Consider the following 14,644-nt stretch of genomic DNA (forward strand, 5'->3'; position numbering starts at 1 on the left):
TCCGATCTCCCTGCCGACGAGAACCGCTGATGGCCACGCATGCACCGAACCCTGCCGATGCCGGAACCCCGGCCGCTGAACTGATCGATGCACGCATCGCCGAGCTGGGCGACTGGCGTGGCGAGGCGCTGGCACGCGTGCGTGCCTTGATCCATGAGGCGCTGCCGGACGTGCAGGAAACCTGGAAGTGGCGCGGCACGCCGGTGTGGGAGCGCGACGGCATCCTGTGCACCGGCGAGACCTACAAGCAGGCGGTAAAGCTGACCTTTGCCAACGGTGCGGCGTTGGCCGATCCGAAGGGCCTGTTCAACGCCAGCCTGGACGGCAACACGCGACGTGCGATCGACATCCATGAAGGCGCGATGCCGGATGCCGCGGCGTTGAAGGCACTGCTGCGCGCGGCGGCCACGTTCAACGCTGCCAAAAAGAAGAAGCGGTAGAGCCGGCCGCTGGCCGGCTGTTGCACGATGCTTCCGGAGGGGCTTGAGGTTGCCGGCCAGCGGCCGGCACTACCGCAGTGGCGCGGCATCCGGGTCGGCCACCGGCGACGGCGGGCAGGCCGGAATCTCCGACGGCGTGGCCAGTTCTTCGGCGTGCGAGGGCTTGCCCATCATCTTCGCCTTGCGCCAGCCGCCCCAGCGGTAATAGGCCAGCGACAGCAGCATCGACACCAGCGAGCTGACCGGGAAGCTCCACCAGATCGCATCGGCGCCCCAGTACGGCTGCAGCAGTTCGGCGAACGGCACGCGTACGCCCCACAGCGAACCGGCCAGGATCAGCAGCGGCGGAATCACTGCGCCGGTGGAGCGAACCACGCCGGAGATCACGAAGCTGACGCCGAAGAACAGGAACGAGCCGATCACCACGTGGTTGAGGTGGCGGGCGATGTCCAGCGCCTGGCTGGCCGGCGGCAGGAACAGTGCCAGCAGCTGGCGATCGAACACCACCAGCGGCAGGATCAGCGCGCCGGTCAACAGGAAGTTGAACAGCACGCCCTGGCGCGCGGTGCCGCGCACGCGATCCCAGCGCTGCGCACCGACGTTCTGTGCCGCCATCGAAGAACACGCCGCGCCGATCGCCATCGCCGGCATCTGCAGGTAGTTCCACAGCTGCAGGGAAGCGCCGTAACCGGCGCCGGTGTCGGTGCCGTACTGGTTGACCATGGTCATCAGCAGGATCACCGACAGCGAGATCAGCACCATCTGCAGGCCCATCGGCACGCCCTTGATGACCAGCGCCTTGAGGATGGTCAGGTCGAGCTTGAACAGGCGCATGTCGGCGCGGCCCAGCCACAGGGTGTGGCGCTTGTGCCGCATGTACAGCAGCAGGCCGGCCAGCGACAGCGTCTGCGCGACCAGCGTGGCCCAGGCCGAACCGGCAATGCCCAGCGCCGGGAACGGCCCCATGCCGAAGATCAGCACCGGGTTCAGCACGATGTCCAGCGCCACCGACACCATCAGGAAACGGAACGGCGTGCGTGAATCACCGGCACCGCGCAGCGCGGCGGTGAGGAAGGCGAACGCGTACAGCGTCGGCATCGCCAGGAAGATGATCTGCAGGTAGGCCTCGGCCAGCGGCAGCGAGGCGGCCGGCGTGCCCATCGCCGCCAGCAGCGGATGGGCCATGAACCAGCCGGCGATGGCGATGATCACCGACAGGCCGATGAAGAAGGTGGCGCTGGTACCGACCACGCGCCGTGCCTGCGCGATGTCGCGCGCACCGATTGCCTGGCCGATCAGGATGGTCGAGGCCATGCCGAAGCCGAACACCGAGCCGATCAGGAAGAACATGATGTTGTTGGCGTTCGCGGTGGCGGTCAATGCCGCCTCGCCGAGGAAGCGCCCCACCCAGACCGCATTCACCGAACCGTTCAGCGACTGCGCGATGTTGCCCGCCAGGATCGGCAGGGAGAACAGCAGAAGGTTGCGGCCGATCGGGCCGGAGGTCAGGTCAAGCGGCGCTTTGGCCATGGAGTGGTGATCGATTCCCGGGAGGCGCACACTAGCACCAAGCCGGTTTGCAGGATGTGGCAATGCATCAACGACTGCAGGTGAAATGGAGCCTGGCGATGGCCTTGATCGGCACCGCACTGGCCGCATGTTCGACAGGTGACCGGCTGGGCGATACCCAGGTGCGGCCGACCGACCGTCCCGAGTGCCTGGTCGGCAGCCAGCGCCAGGACCTGTCCGCTGGTGTACCCACGTTGATTGGGGGCAGCGGCTGCCGCACCGACCCCGACCATCCGCGTCCCCTGAACAAGCCACCGGAGTAGTCCGCACCGATGCCTGAGCTTTCCCCGTTGTCGCCCAGTGTCCGCCTGGACATCTGGTTGTGGGCGGCCCGTTTCTTCAAGACCCGCAGCCTGGCCAAGCAGGCCATCGAGACCGGCAAGGTCAGCGTGGCCGGGCAGCGCCCGAAGTCCTCGCGCGCGGTGCGCGTGGGTGAGCAGCTGCAGGTCGACCGCGGCGAGGAGCATTTCGAGATCCAGGTGCTGGGCCTGAGCGACCAGCGCGGGCCGGCGCCAACGGCACAGCAGCTGTACGCCGAGAGCGAGGCTTCGAAGGCGCGCCGTGCCGAACAGCGTGCACTGCGCATTGCCGCACGCGATGGTTTCCAGCCGCCGGAACACAAGCCGGACAAGCGCGCGCGGCGTTTGATCCGGGCCTTGGGTGACATCGACGCGCTCTAGCGAAATCCTGATTCCAACGGATTGTTCCTATCGCGGTGCGAAACAAAGCGCCAGTCACGGTGCGTTCGGATTGCGCTGGGCAGGCTGGTTTTTCACCTATCGAAGGCCTGCCCATGCGTCGTCTGCTGTTATGCCTGTCCCTGCTTGCTGCTGCGCCACTGCACGCTGCCGACATCACCTTCTGGGACGTTCCGCAACGCGGTGGCAACAGCATGAACATGTCGCCTCCGGACCGGAAATACTTCGAGGCGCTGCGTGCGACCGGTGCGACCTGGGTGCGGCTGGTGCCGGACAAGTGGAAGGGGCAGGGCGGTCGTGACTTCCTGATCGGCAACGCCGATGACTATCGCGGACTGGTTCCGGCCGACCTGGCCACGCTGCGGCGGGTGCTGGATGACGCCGATGCGGCCGGGCTGAAAGTGGTGCTGACGCCGCTGTCGCTGCCGTTGCTGCGCTGGAAGCAGCACAACGGCGATGTGGTCGACCAGCGCCTGTGGCAGTCCTTCGACAACCATGTGCCGGCCCGTCGCTTCTGGCATGACCTGGCCACGGCGCTGAAGGGTCATCCTGCCTTGGCCGCCTACAACCTCATCAATGAGCCGGTGCCCGAGTACGGTGCAGGCCTGGCCGAGCATGCGTCCACCGAGGCGATGCAGCGGTGGTATGCCGGTGTGCAGGACGGCCCACGCGATCTGCGCCGCTTCTACTCGGAGCTGATCGCCAGCATCCGCGAGGTCGACACCGCGATGCCGCTGATGCTGGATGCGGGCTGGTATGCCGCCGCCGACGGTTTCAACTACTGGCCGGCACCGCTGGCGGATTCGAAGCTGCTGTACAGCGTGCACATGTACGAGCCGTACGCGGCAACCAGTGCACCGAACCAGACGCGTGCCAAACCCTGGCGCTATCCGGCGCAGGTGCCGTTCGGTGCAGGCAGCGAGCATTGGGATGCGGCGCGTGTACGCCGTTACCTGCAGCAGCCGATGACGTGGGCCGCCTCGCATGGCGTCGGTGCCAACCGCATGGTGGTGGCCGAATTCGGCTGCATGCGGCGGTGGCCGGACTGCAGCCGCTACCTGCAGGATGTGCTGCAGGTGCTGGAGCAGGACAAGGTGCACTGGGCCTTCTACGCCTTCCGCGAGGATGGCTGGGACGGCATGGACTACGAACTGGGCGACAAGCCGCTGCCGTGGTCGTACTGGCAGGCGCAGGAAAAGGGCGGCCATGTCGAGCCGCCGCGCTCGATGCAGGCGCCCTTGTTCGCACCGATCCTGCAGCGTTTGAAGGCGGGCAACCGGTAAGCCGCCGGGCCTGGCCCGGCGCTACCCATGGCGATGCCGGTAGCGCCGGCCCATGTCCGGCCAGGCTTTCCCTCAGCGCTTGCCGCCGAGCAGATTGCCGCCCAGCTTGAGCAGATCGCCCACGCCCAGCTGACCATCACCATCCTGGTCCAGTAGGCTGCCGAGCAGGCCACCGGCAAGACCGCCCTGCTGCTGCACCTGCTGCTTTTCCTGGCCGAGGGCCTGGCTGAGCGAGCTGGCATCGGCCTGGCCGCCACCCAGGCGCTGGGCGAGGAAGGCCATGACGATTGGTGCAAGGATCTGCAGCAGTTGGCTGGTACGGCCGCTGTCGAGCTGGGTGGCCTGGGCCAGGCCGGTTTCCACCTTCTGCTGGTTGCCGCCGAAGATGTGGCCGAGGATGCCGGCGCCGTCGCTGGCGGCACCACCGCCACCGCCGCCCAGCACCGAGCCGAGCACGCTGCCCAGGTCCAGGCCGCTGTGGTTGTTCTGCAAGGCGCCGAGCAGCGCCTGCGCGCCCTGCGGCTGCGAGGCGTTGTTGCCCAGCGCGCCCATCAGCACCGGCAGCGCGGCACTGATCGCGCCGGACGCCTGGGTATCGCTGATGCCGAGCTGCTGCGATACCTGCTGCAGCGGGGCGCCCTGCAATTTGGCGAGAAGTTCGTCGGTCAGGCTCATCTGCGGAATCCTTGATTGGGGTTGGGCGTGCAGAAGGTACGACGCGGACCGTTAAAACGGCGACGCCGCCTCACGGGGAGGCGGCGTGTCGTACACGGGGCAGGGCGATCAGAGCTCGATGTCTTCGGCGCCCGGGGTGGCGGTGGGGAAGTCCGCTTCCGGCTGCGCCGGCTTGAACGGATCCGACGGCTGGCTGGCCAGCGCCTTCAGCGCCGCGGCAACTCCGGCACCGTAGGCCGGGTCGGCCTTGCTGCAGTTGTCGATGTGGCGTTGCTTGATGAAGTCCGGCGCATCGCCCAGGGCGCGGGCGGTGTTGGCGAACAGGCGGTCCTTCTGTGCCTGGTTATAGCTGCGGAACAGCGCACCGGGCTGGCTGAAATAGTCGGCGTCGTCCTCGCGGAAATTCCAGAAGTCGGCGTCGCCGCGGATCTTCATCGGCGGCTCGCGGTACTGCGGCTGCTCCTGCCACTGGCCGTAGCTGTTCGGCTCGTAGTGCGGCAGGCCGCCGTAGTTGCCGTCCACGCGCATCGCACCATCGCGGTGGTTGCTGTGCACCGGGCAGCGCGCTGCGTTCACCGGAATCTGGTGGTGGTTCACGCCCAGGCGGTAGCGCTGCGCATCGGAATAGGCGAACAGGCGTGCCTGCAGCATCTTGTCTGGCGACGGGCCGATGCCCGGCACCAGGTTGCTCGGTGCGAACGCCGACTGCTCCACGTCCTGGTACCAGTTGACCGGGTTGCGGTTCAGTTCGAACTGGCCCACTTCGATCAGCGGGTAGTCGCTCTTCGGCCACACCTTGGTCAGGTCGAACGGATGCACGCGGTAGGTTTCCGCGTCCAGCTCCGGCATGACCTGGATGAACAGCTTCCACTTCGGGAAGTCGCCCTTCTCGATCGCGGCGAACAGGTCGCGGCCGTGGCTTTCGCGGTCATGGCCGACCAGGATCTGCGCCTGCGCGTCGGTCAGCGATTCGATGCCCTGCTGGCTGACGAAGTGGAACTTCACCCAGAAGCGTTCGCTGTCGGCGTTGGTGAAGCTGTAGGTGTGCGAGCCGAAACCGTGCATGTGGCGGAAGCTGCGCGGAATGCCGCGGTCGCTCATCACCACGGTCACCTGCAGCAGGGCTTCGGGCAGCAGCGTCCAGAAGTCCCAGTTGTTGCGCGCGCTGCGCAGGTTGGTATGCGGGTCGCGCTTCACGGCCTTGTTGAGGTCGGCGAACTTGCGCGGGTCGCGCAGGAAGAACACCGGCGTGTTGTTGCCGACCAGGTCCCAGTTGCCTTCTTCGGTGTAGAACTTCAGCGCGAAGCCGCGGATGTCACGCTCGGCGTCGGCGGCGCCACGCTCGCCGGCCACCGTGGTGAAGCGGGCGAACATCTCGGTCTGCTTGCCGACCTTCTCGAACAGCTTGGCGCGGGTGTACTTGCTGATGTCGTGGGTGACGGTGAAGGTGCCGAACGCGCCCGAGCCCTTGGCATGCATGCGGCGCTCGGGAATGATCTCGCGGTTGAGGTTGGCCAGCTTTTCCAGCAGCCACACGTCTTCCATCAGCAGCGGGCCACGCGGGCCGGCGGTCTTGCTGTTCTGGTTGTCCACCACCGGTGCGCCGAAGGCCGTGGTCATCGGCGTGACCGGATCATCGCCGTGCTTCTGCTTGGGCGTGGTGCTCAGTTCACGCTGCTGCTGGGCGCCTTCCGCAGGCGACGGCGCGGTGTGATACGGGCACTTGGCGTTGTTGTTGTCGGACTGGCTCATCGGCTGGCTCCTGGTGGCGGTGAAGACGTGGGAGAAACATCTTCACTCGACTTTAGCTATGGCCAGATGAAATGAATAATCGAATGATCCGTTCAGATTGATAGGTTCTGTCAATTGAAACGAAGAATCGGATTTGCACAGTCTTTCAACAGGCCTCCCGCAAGGCGAGCGGGAGGCCATGGGAGTGCGCTGCGGCTACAGCAGTGCCTTCAACCGGTACAGGGCTTCCAGCGCCTGCTTCGGCGTCAGTTCGTCCGGGTCGATCGCGGCCAGCGCGTCCTGTGCCTTGCTCGACGGTGCTGCGAACAGGCCGAACTGCTGCGGCGCATCCAACGCCTGCGGCGCCAACTCGGCGGCATGGCTTTCACCGCCGCGCTGTTCCAACTCGGCCAGGCGACGCCGTGCCTGTGCCACGGTGGCGCGCGGCAGGCCGGCCAGTGCCGCCACCTGCAGGCCGAAGCTGCGGTTCGCCGGGCCATCCTTTACCGCGTGCATGAACACCAGCGCCTCTCCGTGCTCGACCGCGTCCAGGTGCACGTTGGCGATGCCGCTGCGGCCGCCCTCGTGCTGCTCGTCGGCCAGCGCGGTCAGCTCGAAGTAGTGGGTGGCGAACAGCGTGTAGCAGCGGTTCTGGTAGGCCAGGTGACGGGCCACCGCGTCGGCCAGTGCCAGGCCATCGTAGGTGGACGTGCCACGGCCGATCTCGTCCATCAGCACCAGCGAATGGGCGGTGGCGTGATGCAGGATGTAGCTGGTTTCGGCCATCTCGACCATGAAGGTCGACTGCCCGCGGGCAAGGTCGTCACCGGCGCCGATGCGGGTCAGGATGCGGTCGATCGGGCCGATCAGCGCACGGCTGGCCGGCACGAAGCTGCCGATGTGGGCCAGCAGTACGATCAGCGCGTTCTGCCGCATGTAGGTCGATTTACCGCCCATGTTCGGGCCGGTGATGACCAGCATGCGACGGTCCGGATGCAGATCCAGATCATTGGGTTCGAACGGCTGCTCGCGCACCGCCTCGACCACCGGGTGGCGGCCACGCTCGATCTTCAGGCACGGCTCGGCCTGCAGCTCCGGGCGCGCCCAGTCCAGCGCCTGCGCGCGTTCGGCGAAGGCCGCCAGTACGTCCAGTTCGCTCAGCGCGGCGGCGCATTGCTTCAGCGGTTCCAGTTGGCCGCCGAGGGTGTCCAGCAGCTGCTCGTACAGGTACTTCTCGCGCGACAGCGAGCGGTCACGCGCGGACAGCACCTTGTCTTCGAACGCCTTCAGTTCTTCGGTGATGTAGCGCTCGGCATTGGTCAGCGTCTGGCGGCGGGTGTAGTGCACCGGCGCGCGGTCGGACTGGCCCTTGCTGATCTCGATGTAGTAGCCGTGCACGCGGTTGTAGCCCACCTTCAGGGTGGGAATGCCGCTGCTTTCGCGCTCGCGCTGTTCCAGGTCGACCAGGAACTGGTCGGCGTGGGTGGACAGGCGGCGCAGCTCGTCCAGCTCTTCATCGAAGCCATCGGCCAGCACGCCGCCATCGCTCAGCTTCAGCGGCGGCATTTCGGCGATGGCGCTGGCCAGCAGCTGCGCGCACTCGTCGTGTTCGCCCAGCGCCGCATGCAGCGTCTGTAGGCGTGGTGAATCCAGCGGCGCCAGCACCTCGCGCACCGCAGGCAGCAGGCCCAGGCCGTCGCGCAGGGTGGAGAAATCGCGCGGCCGCGCCGAGCGCAGCGCGACGCGGGTGAGGATGCGTTCCAGGTCACCGAGGCGGCGGAACTGCTCGCGGATGTCAGCATCGCTGCCACGGTCGATCAGCGTCTCCACCGCATGGTGGCGCTGTACCAGTACCTCGCGCAGGCGCAGCGGGCGATGCAGCCAGCGCCGCAGCAGGCGGCCGCCCATCGGCGTCACCGTGCTGTCGAGCACGCCCAGCAGGGTGTTGCGGGTGTCGCCGTCGACGCGCGTATCCAGTTCCAGGTGGCGGCGGGTGGCGGCGTTCATCGCGATCGCCTCGCCAGCGGTTTCCATCGCGATCGAGGTCAGGTGCGGCAGGCGCTGCTTCTGGGTTTCCTCGACATAACCGAGCAGGGCGCCAGCGGCGGCGGTGGCGCGCGGCTTGTCATCGATGCCGAAGCCGCTCAGGTCATGCAGCTTGAAGAAGGCCAGCAGCTGGCGGCGGCCGCTGTCGGCATCGAACAGCCACGGCGCACGGCGACGCACGCCGGTGCGCTGGCGCAGGAACTCCGGCCAGTTCTCCTCGTCGGGCACCAGCAGCTCGGCCGGCTCCAGCCGCGCCAGTTCGGCTTCCAGCGCGTCGTCGGTTTCCACCTCGTTGACCAGGAAGCGGCCGCCGGCCAGGTCGGCCCAGGCCAGGCCGTAGCCCTGCTTGCTGCGCGACAGGGCCATCAGCAGGGTGTCGCGGCGTTCATCCAGCAGCGCCTCGTCGGTGACCGTGCCGGGGGTGACGATGCGCACCACCTTGCGCTCGACCAGGCCCTTGGCCAGCGCCGGGTCGCCGATCTGCTCGCAGATCGCCACCGACTCGCCCATCGCCACCAGCCGTGCCAGGTAGCCTTCATAGGCATGTACCGGCACGCCGGCCATCGGGATCGGTGCGCCGCCGGAGCTGCCGCGCTGGGTCAGGGTGATGTCGAGCAGGCGCGCCGCCTTGCGGGCGTCGTCATAGAACAGTTCGTAGAAGTCACCCATGCGGAAGAACAGCAGCAGGTCCGGGTAATCGGACTTGGCCGCGAAGAACTGCTTCATGGCGGGTGTATGACTTTTCAAGTCATTGTTTTGCATAAAAAAGATCGAAATTTCAAGCGGTTAAACGATGAGGACGTAGGACAGGTTGAGACACCACGGGACGACTTGGAACGGCTTGTGACAGCCAAAGTGTCCATCAGGTGTCCATGAACCTGTTCCCGTCCAAAAACGTGTGTCCACGAGGGTTCAGCATAGTAAGGTTGGCGTGTGCTGGGGAGCCGTGGACACACCCCACGATAGGGACAAGGGTGACAGAGATGAGCAAACAGCGATACAGACTCAACGACCGGCAATTGCGCGCGCTCAACATCAATCAGCGCCCAGCCATGGATCCGCAGGGCAAGACGGTCATTGAACAGAACCCGGATCCCAAGCCGTACCGCTTTATGGACGGAACACCGGGAGCTCCCACCGGCTTTGGTGTGTACGTAGGGAAGAGCGGCAATTCATTTGAAGTACGCAAGCGGGCGGGGGACCGTCTTGTGCGCGTGTCTCTTGGCTCTGTAGCCGACATGACGATCATCCAGGCGCACGAAAAGGCCCGTGCGCAATTGGCGTACATCGTTGAAACAGGAGGGGAGAGTCCCAAGCGTCGTGATGAGCTAGAACGCCGCGCCAATGACATCCGCAGCATTACAGTGCGAACGTGCATGGAGCGCTACATTGAAAAGATGCAGGCGCAAGTGGACGCAGGTAAGCGCAAAGCAATCAGCGCCAAAGCCGTTCAAAACAGTCTGGCCCGATTGGAGCGGCCCGAGGTGAATTTGGCGGATGTGCAGGTCCGTGATCTGACCATTGATCAAATCACCAACGGATGGAACGCATTGCGGACATCGGCCATGCTCAAATCCAATCGCATTCCCGAGCAGACAAAGGCGAACTTGGCAAAAAAGCCAAATGGTGGGCCTTGACGGCGGAGGAGTACGCGGAACTGGGTTTGAGTGGCAAGTACATTCAGCGCACAAAGTCGGCAGGAATTGAGGCCGTTGAACACACTTTTGCTGACTTGAATCGCTCAATTGAACTGGTGTTGCGTCAAGAGCGCTTGGACGCATTGCGCGAAAACCGCGCCCCCATCATGCAGCACAACCCCTTGCAAATGCTCTTTGAAATGGACCTGTGGCGTGGTGCCAAGGAGAAGCGGGAACACTACCGGAAAGCCCAGGTGCGCAACCCGTTGGCTAAAGACGATGGGTCGTTGCCGAACGTACTCAAGACCTTGGTGTTTCGGCGCAACTTGCAAAATAAGCACAACGCCGTGGCGGTCGATTATTTGCTTCTGACTTTGCTGTGGGGTGCTCGGCGAAATGAAGCGGCAAAGCTGCAGTGGTATGTCAAAGCAAGCAAGGAGGACATTGCCAACGAAAGTGTGTCGTGGGTGTGGCTGGCAAAAACACCCAGCGAAATCAATCTCACCACGAAGCGTCCAGGATCCCAAGTGTTCTTTCACGACACCAAGGGCGGCGAAGTTCGCTTTCTGCCGGTGGCGTACTTTGCTGGACGTGTTTTGATGCAGCGCTGGCAGGACGCAATGGACGTAGAAGCGCATCTTCCCATCGAAATGCAAAAAGCCACGCAAGCGCTATTGGAGACAAAAAAGAGTTCGGGGGACTTCATGGTGATTGCCAAGGCCCAGCGCGAAATCTACCGCGTTGAGCAGAAGGCCGAGCGATGCAAATGGGTATTTCCGGCCCGCTCCACGCGCTCAAAAGAAGGACACTACAGCGACAGTAAATCCATCATTAAAAACGTGCGTGTGGATGCAGGAATGTTGGATCTGCGCAAGGACATTGATGTCGGCCTGACTCCGCATGATTTGCGCCGCACTCTGGGTCGATTTGCCGAAGCGCTTTTGTCGGGACGTATTGTTTCCGATATGCTCAATCACAAAGTGTCCAATGGTTCGGCAAGTGTCACCGATCTTTACAACGAGCAGGAGTGGGGGAAATTGCGGGAGGCGTTTGCTAAGGTTGAGGAAGTCATGATTTCGACCAGTCCCCGCGAGTGGAACGTGCTAAAAGGAACGGACAAGCCATTTTGGGATGAGTCCAACGACGAAGCGCCGACCATTCATTCTGGTATGCGCGCGCGGAAGGGTACGGACGAGGATGAGTAATGAGCGATGGAATGCTATTCGTTGACGCGCGAACCGAAGCGCGGCATGTTCGGGAACACACGGTTGAAGAGCTTCGGGATCTGTACAGGGAGGTGCGGGGTTTCATGCGCTTGGTTGAAATTGCCAAGCGTATGGATCAGCGGACGGCCGATACGACGTACACTCAGTACGGGCACTCTCGATTTCAAGAACTCAGTCGCATGTTTCGTCCAATCAATCGGAAATTGAAATACATTGATAGCGAAGCCATGCGCCGCTCGCGAAATTGGATATTGGAGAGTTTCAGCAACGCTCTGACCGTCAAGCGCAAGGCGAGCCTCGTGGCTAAGATGAGCATTGTTGTATCCAATCTGCACGCCATCATGGAAGACATCCAGGGCATTGGCGTAGATATTCAGATCAAGGAGATATGAGGTGACTGTCGTCACTCTTCAACGCGGTGCGGATGAATACGGCCAATTGCGCGACTCCGAGTTGCAAAATGAAATTGAACGCGCGCGCGCGGGCGTTATTCAAGCGGTAGGACGCGATGCGGCAGCGTACTACCTGGGATTTCACCCCCGAACCTTGTCGCGCTACAACGCCCAGTGGTGATCAAAGGCGGGCGCAGGCATGCGCCCTTTTTGATGTCCGGTGTTCGGACTGGTGGGAATGAGGGTTGTGCTGGGCTATCATGCGCTGAACAGGGGACATGGACGACGCGATGAAGATGACGCCGGAGCTCGCACAGGATTTTGTGCGGCTGCGACCAATGATGGACAAGGCCAATGAGCCTGGGGCGGATCAACAGACCGTAGCGGCTGCGTTTGCCGCAAGTCAGGTGGTTGTGCGAACGCACAACCAAGAGTTTGCCGAGTATTTTGCACGTCGTTTAAGCGGCGTGGCGCTTACATTCAATCGGGGCGAGTTCAACTATTCGTTCAATGACGCGGCAGACGCTGCCCAGGCGTTCACGATGTTGTCCATGCAGCAAGTCAATGATGTAAGGTCCAAGGCAATATCGGGGGCTGTGGTCAACTTGTTGCTCAAAGATATGCAGTACAAATCCAGCTTTGACAGCGACCAGTCGTACTTGACGGCGATCCTGATGATTGCGCATTCGATGTACGCATTTCGTAGGGCCACATTCAATCAGTTTGTCGTTAAGAGACGCAGTAGACAAAGCGCATCGTTTTGGCGCTACTTTTTGATCGGTGCGGTCGTTGTCGGTGTCGCCTATCTCATCTTGGGCTAAAAATGCGCATTAAAGATCGATACCGCAGATGGGTTTCAAGCAAACGAGATCATTTGTTGAGTTTCTTGGCTTTGCTGATTGTTGCTATTGGTTGCTTTGTCTACGACAAGGATCTTTATGATGGTCTGCCCAAGACACTGGGCTCAATAAGTATCTTCCTTACGATCTACGCCGTTATTATTGCTTTAATTGAGCTTGCGCGCACACGAAGTGCGGCAGAACTTGCCGAGCAGAAGGTTTCGGAAGTTGTTCGGGTGGTTGAAGACTTGATGACCGCGCGTGAGATTACAGAGTGCCAGATTGCTGTTGAGTCCGCCATCGAAGGAATTACTCGAAATGAGGATATTTCTGCACGATATGTTGTCAAGATCATTCGGTTGTACACCCAGGTATTCCCTGATGCAATGAATGACGATAAGTCCGAGCATCGTAAGAATCGTTCGATCTTGCAGTCATATCGTTTTGCCGATCATGTGCAGGAGAATGGGAGTGTCCCCGTAAAAACTCAAAGGGCCTTGATGTCGATATCAGGGCACCTGGGACAAGTACAGGGCTACACCAAACGCGGCAAGGAGAAAATCAAGTGATACCAAAAGTATTTCAGGGGTTCATGACGCAGCTGTTGCAGCAGACCGAAGATGGAACGTTGGTTTGGAGTGATGGTGAATATGACTCCTACGTTTGCGATCACAAGCAATATACCTTGATCATTCGTCGGCACTTCGATGAAGAGCGCGAGAGGGATTACGTTGTTTTTCGCTTTATTTCCAGCGGCAAGAACACGCCGTTCAGTGTCAGCGACAGTGATGAAGACTATCCCAAGATGCTGAGAATTTACGACGCGGTGATCGCCAATGCCAATACTGTGTCCGATGACTTGGAAAACTTCTTCGATTGATTTTAGTTGGAAGGGTGAGGTTTGCAAGGGTTGGTAATGGTCAAAGCCAGATGCATCAATTCAAGGTTGCGTTCAACATAGACGAGTCAGAGGGTGCCCAAGAGTTTCCTGAGTGCGCAACGTTCTGGCGCTATTTTGTCATTGGGACTGTCATTGTTGGAATTGCCTATCTAATCTTTGGTCTATTTTTTGCTTAAGCGCAGTCTCTTGTAAGGGCTGGGTATTGAGGAGTGATCAGTGTTCAAGCGTTTGCTGCTGTTGTGCGTCGGGATGGCTGTAATTCCCGCTGGTTTTGGTGCGGCCAAGTCAAAAGCCCAAGTCCCAGCCGGAGGCTACATGCCTTTGACGCAAGCGTGCGTGTTAGAGGAGGGGATGAGTCTCGGTCCCAACTTCAAGGGGCATTCGCTCATTGGGGTGGTAGCGGCGATAGGAAATATCCCGCCGAAAGATCAGTACGAAACCAACGATGAGTTCAAGACGCGCACTGAGAACGTGCTGTCTACTAAGCCATCTGCTTTGCGAGACGGTCTTCTATGTGTGATCAGTGCCGGTGCGCGTTTGACGGACGACTTCGACGCGGATGCACAAGTTCTGCGGGTACGCACTCTCGGCACGTACAGCAGTCGATGGTTTGATGGCGAGGAATTCCACGATACTGCCAAGGTCTACGGGGGTGAAAGAAACGTTCGCAGAAGCGTCTACGACGCAAGCAACGCCTATGGGGTGTCCGTGTCTGTCACAAAGACGAAGCGGGACGCCTATTACGTGGCCTTTGACAAGCAATCAGTGGTGGAGGCCGGGGAGCTTCCGGGGCTTTCGTACAAGGAGCTTTCACTGAGAGCTGATGTAGAAATGAGTGGTGCTGATGCGCGCGCTCAAAAGGATGATATTGACGTAGTGTACTTGTACGGTGTGGTTCACCCGTACGTAGGTGGCCACGCTGAGTATAAGTTTCCGAAAATTGATTGGCCCTTTGAGTCGGAAGAAAAACAGACGCTGATAACCGCATCCCTCAAGAAGTTGGCTGTCATCAACGTTCGCACTGGTCTAATTTTGAAAGTGTTCGATCTGACCGGGAAGCAACCTTCGGAACTCGCAAGTTCTAACATCAATAATGGCGATCTCAGGAGCCTGCGGCCGTCTACAATCAAGAAGCCCTATGTGGTCAAGTGAAGGATCGAGGGGCGACAGTGTTTTCATAAGCTAGCTTGGTTCCTCGGCCACATTG

16 protein-coding genes are annotated in these 14,644 nt (G+C 61.6%); 12 read left to right on the forward strand and 4 right to left on the reverse strand.

The features are described from left to right. Positions 1-29 precede the first annotated feature (29 nt). The gene (locus ACX9OT_RS18870) at positions 30-440 is read left to right on the forward strand and encodes a DUF1801 domain-containing protein (protein ID WP_154352128.1); all 411 of its coding nucleotides are present in this window, start codon (positions 30-32) and stop codon (positions 438-440) included. A gap of 69 nt (positions 441-509) precedes the next feature. On the opposite strand, the gene ACX9OT_RS18875 is transcribed toward ACX9OT_RS18870, so the two are convergent. Next, on the reverse strand, positions 510-1,970 hold the full coding sequence (locus tag ACX9OT_RS18875) for an MATE family efflux transporter (RefSeq protein ID WP_459003167.1): 1,461 nt from the start codon (positions 1,968-1,970) through the stop codon (positions 510-512). A gap of 62 nt (positions 1,971-2,032) precedes the next feature. Here ACX9OT_RS18875 and ACX9OT_RS18880 point away from each other — a divergent pair, with 62 nt between their 5' ends. The 3 genes from ACX9OT_RS18880 to ACX9OT_RS18890 all read left to right on the forward strand — a co-directional run bounded on the left by ACX9OT_RS18880 (position 2,033) and on the right by ACX9OT_RS18890 (position 3,990). Next, on the forward strand, positions 2,033-2,272 hold the full coding sequence (locus ACX9OT_RS18880) for a hypothetical protein (protein WP_032127550.1): 240 nt from the start codon (positions 2,033-2,035) through the stop codon (positions 2,270-2,272). 9 nt (positions 2,273-2,281) lie between these two features. After that, the gene (locus ACX9OT_RS18885; protein ID WP_004149153.1) at positions 2,282-2,689 is read left to right on the forward strand and encodes an RNA-binding S4 domain-containing protein; all 408 of its coding nucleotides are present in this window, start codon (positions 2,282-2,284) and stop codon (positions 2,687-2,689) included. 113 nt (positions 2,690-2,802) lie between these two features. Next, a complete protein-coding gene (locus ACX9OT_RS18890; RefSeq protein WP_032127549.1) occupies positions 2,803-3,990 on the forward strand; it encodes a glycoside hydrolase family 5 protein in 1,188 nt (395 codons plus the stop codon). Between the two features lie 72 nt (positions 3,991-4,062). Here ACX9OT_RS18890 and ACX9OT_RS18895 read toward each other — a convergent pair whose 3' ends face one another. The 3 genes from ACX9OT_RS18895 to mutS form a co-directional block, all read right to left on the reverse strand. Next, complete coding sequence (locus tag ACX9OT_RS18895; RefSeq protein ID WP_154352129.1) at positions 4,063-4,665, reverse strand: DUF937 domain-containing protein; 603 nt, start codon at positions 4,663-4,665, stop codon at positions 4,063-4,065. A gap of 108 nt (positions 4,666-4,773) precedes the next feature. Beyond that, entirely contained in the window at positions 4,774-6,417 is a 1,644-nt protein-coding gene (locus ACX9OT_RS18900; protein ID WP_149908602.1) for a catalase, read from the reverse strand. Between the two features lie 195 nt (positions 6,418-6,612). After that, on the reverse strand, positions 6,613-9,204 hold the full coding sequence (gene mutS, locus ACX9OT_RS18905) for a DNA mismatch repair protein MutS (protein WP_459003170.1): 2,592 nt from the start codon (positions 9,202-9,204) through the stop codon (positions 6,613-6,615). Between the two features lie 221 nt (positions 9,205-9,425). Between mutS and ACX9OT_RS18910 the strand changes: the two genes are divergently transcribed. From ACX9OT_RS18910 to ACX9OT_RS18945, 8 genes are all read left to right on the forward strand, one after another. After that, on the forward strand, positions 9,426-10,079 hold the full coding sequence (locus ACX9OT_RS18910) for a hypothetical protein (protein ID WP_459003172.1): 654 nt from the start codon (positions 9,426-9,428) through the stop codon (positions 10,077-10,079). Next, positions 9,983-11,284 carry a hypothetical protein gene (locus ACX9OT_RS18915; RefSeq protein WP_459003174.1) on the forward strand — a complete coding sequence of 434 codons (1,302 nt, stop codon included), beginning with the start codon at positions 9,983-9,985 and terminating at the stop codon, positions 11,282-11,284. Before ACX9OT_RS18910 ends, ACX9OT_RS18915 begins: the two co-directional genes overlap by 97 nt. Continuing rightward, positions 11,284-11,697 carry a hypothetical protein gene (locus tag ACX9OT_RS18920; RefSeq protein ID WP_459003176.1) on the forward strand — a complete coding sequence of 138 codons (414 nt, stop codon included), beginning with the start codon at positions 11,284-11,286 and terminating at the stop codon, positions 11,695-11,697. The genes ACX9OT_RS18915 and ACX9OT_RS18920 overlap by 1 nt, the downstream gene beginning before the upstream one ends. Before the next feature lies 1 nt (position 11,698). Continuing rightward, positions 11,699-11,878, forward strand: coding sequence for a hypothetical protein (locus ACX9OT_RS18925; RefSeq protein ID WP_459003178.1), 180 nt, complete (start codon positions 11,699-11,701; stop codon positions 11,876-11,878). A gap of 97 nt (positions 11,879-11,975) precedes the next feature. Further along, positions 11,976-12,518: a hypothetical protein gene (locus ACX9OT_RS18930; RefSeq protein WP_459003179.1), complete on the forward strand. Its 543-nt coding sequence runs from the start codon at positions 11,976-11,978 to the stop codon at positions 12,516-12,518. 56 nt (positions 12,519-12,574) lie between these two features. Beyond that, positions 12,575-13,105, forward strand: coding sequence for a hypothetical protein (locus tag ACX9OT_RS18935; protein WP_191862808.1), 531 nt, complete (start codon positions 12,575-12,577; stop codon positions 13,103-13,105). A gap of 23 nt (positions 13,106-13,128) precedes the next feature. Then, the gene (locus ACX9OT_RS18940; RefSeq protein ID WP_459003180.1) at positions 13,129-13,416 is read left to right on the forward strand and encodes a hypothetical protein; all 288 of its coding nucleotides are present in this window, start codon (positions 13,129-13,131) and stop codon (positions 13,414-13,416) included. 237 nt (positions 13,417-13,653) lie between these two features. Continuing rightward, positions 13,654-14,589 carry a hypothetical protein gene (locus ACX9OT_RS18945; protein WP_459003181.1) on the forward strand — a complete coding sequence of 312 codons (936 nt, stop codon included), beginning with the start codon at positions 13,654-13,656 and terminating at the stop codon, positions 14,587-14,589. Positions 14,590-14,644 lie beyond the last annotated feature (55 nt).

Source organism: Stenotrophomonas genospecies 3, from assembly GCF_054473855.1.

Excerpts from the sequence above, each read along its gene's own strand:
- ACX9OT_RS18870 (WP_154352128.1), top strand. The coding sequence starts at position 30 with ATGGCCACGCATGCACCGAACCCTGCCGATGCCGGAACCCCGGCCGCT.
- ACX9OT_RS18875 (WP_459003167.1), bottom strand. The coding sequence starts at position 1,970 with ATGGCCAAAGCGCCGCTTGACCTGACCTCCGGCCCGATCGGCCGCAAC.
- ACX9OT_RS18880 (WP_032127550.1), top strand. The coding sequence starts at position 2,033 with ATGCATCAACGACTGCAGGTGAAATGGAGCCTGGCGATGGCCTTGATC.
- ACX9OT_RS18885 (WP_004149153.1), top strand. The coding sequence starts at position 2,282 with ATGCCTGAGCTTTCCCCGTTGTCGCCCAGTGTCCGCCTGGACATCTGG.
- ACX9OT_RS18890 (WP_032127549.1), top strand. The coding sequence starts at position 2,803 with ATGCGTCGTCTGCTGTTATGCCTGTCCCTGCTTGCTGCTGCGCCACTG.
- ACX9OT_RS18895 (WP_154352129.1), bottom strand. The coding sequence starts at position 4,665 with ATGAGCCTGACCGACGAACTTCTCGCCAAATTGCAGGGCGCCCCGCTG.
- ACX9OT_RS18900 (WP_149908602.1), bottom strand. The coding sequence starts at position 6,417 with ATGAGCCAGTCCGACAACAACAACGCCAAGTGCCCGTATCACACCGCG.
- mutS (WP_459003170.1), bottom strand. The coding sequence starts at position 9,204 with ATGCAAAACAATGACTTGAAAAGTCATACACCCGCCATGAAGCAGTTC.
- ACX9OT_RS18910 (WP_459003172.1), top strand. The coding sequence starts at position 9,426 with ATGAGCAAACAGCGATACAGACTCAACGACCGGCAATTGCGCGCGCTC.
- ACX9OT_RS18915 (WP_459003174.1), top strand. The coding sequence starts at position 9,983 with ATGGAACGCATTGCGGACATCGGCCATGCTCAAATCCAATCGCATTCC.
- ACX9OT_RS18920 (WP_459003176.1), top strand. The coding sequence starts at position 11,284 with ATGAGCGATGGAATGCTATTCGTTGACGCGCGAACCGAAGCGCGGCAT.
- ACX9OT_RS18930 (WP_459003179.1), top strand. The coding sequence starts at position 11,976 with ATGGACGACGCGATGAAGATGACGCCGGAGCTCGCACAGGATTTTGTG.
- ACX9OT_RS18940 (WP_459003180.1), top strand. The coding sequence starts at position 13,129 with ATGACGCAGCTGTTGCAGCAGACCGAAGATGGAACGTTGGTTTGGAGT.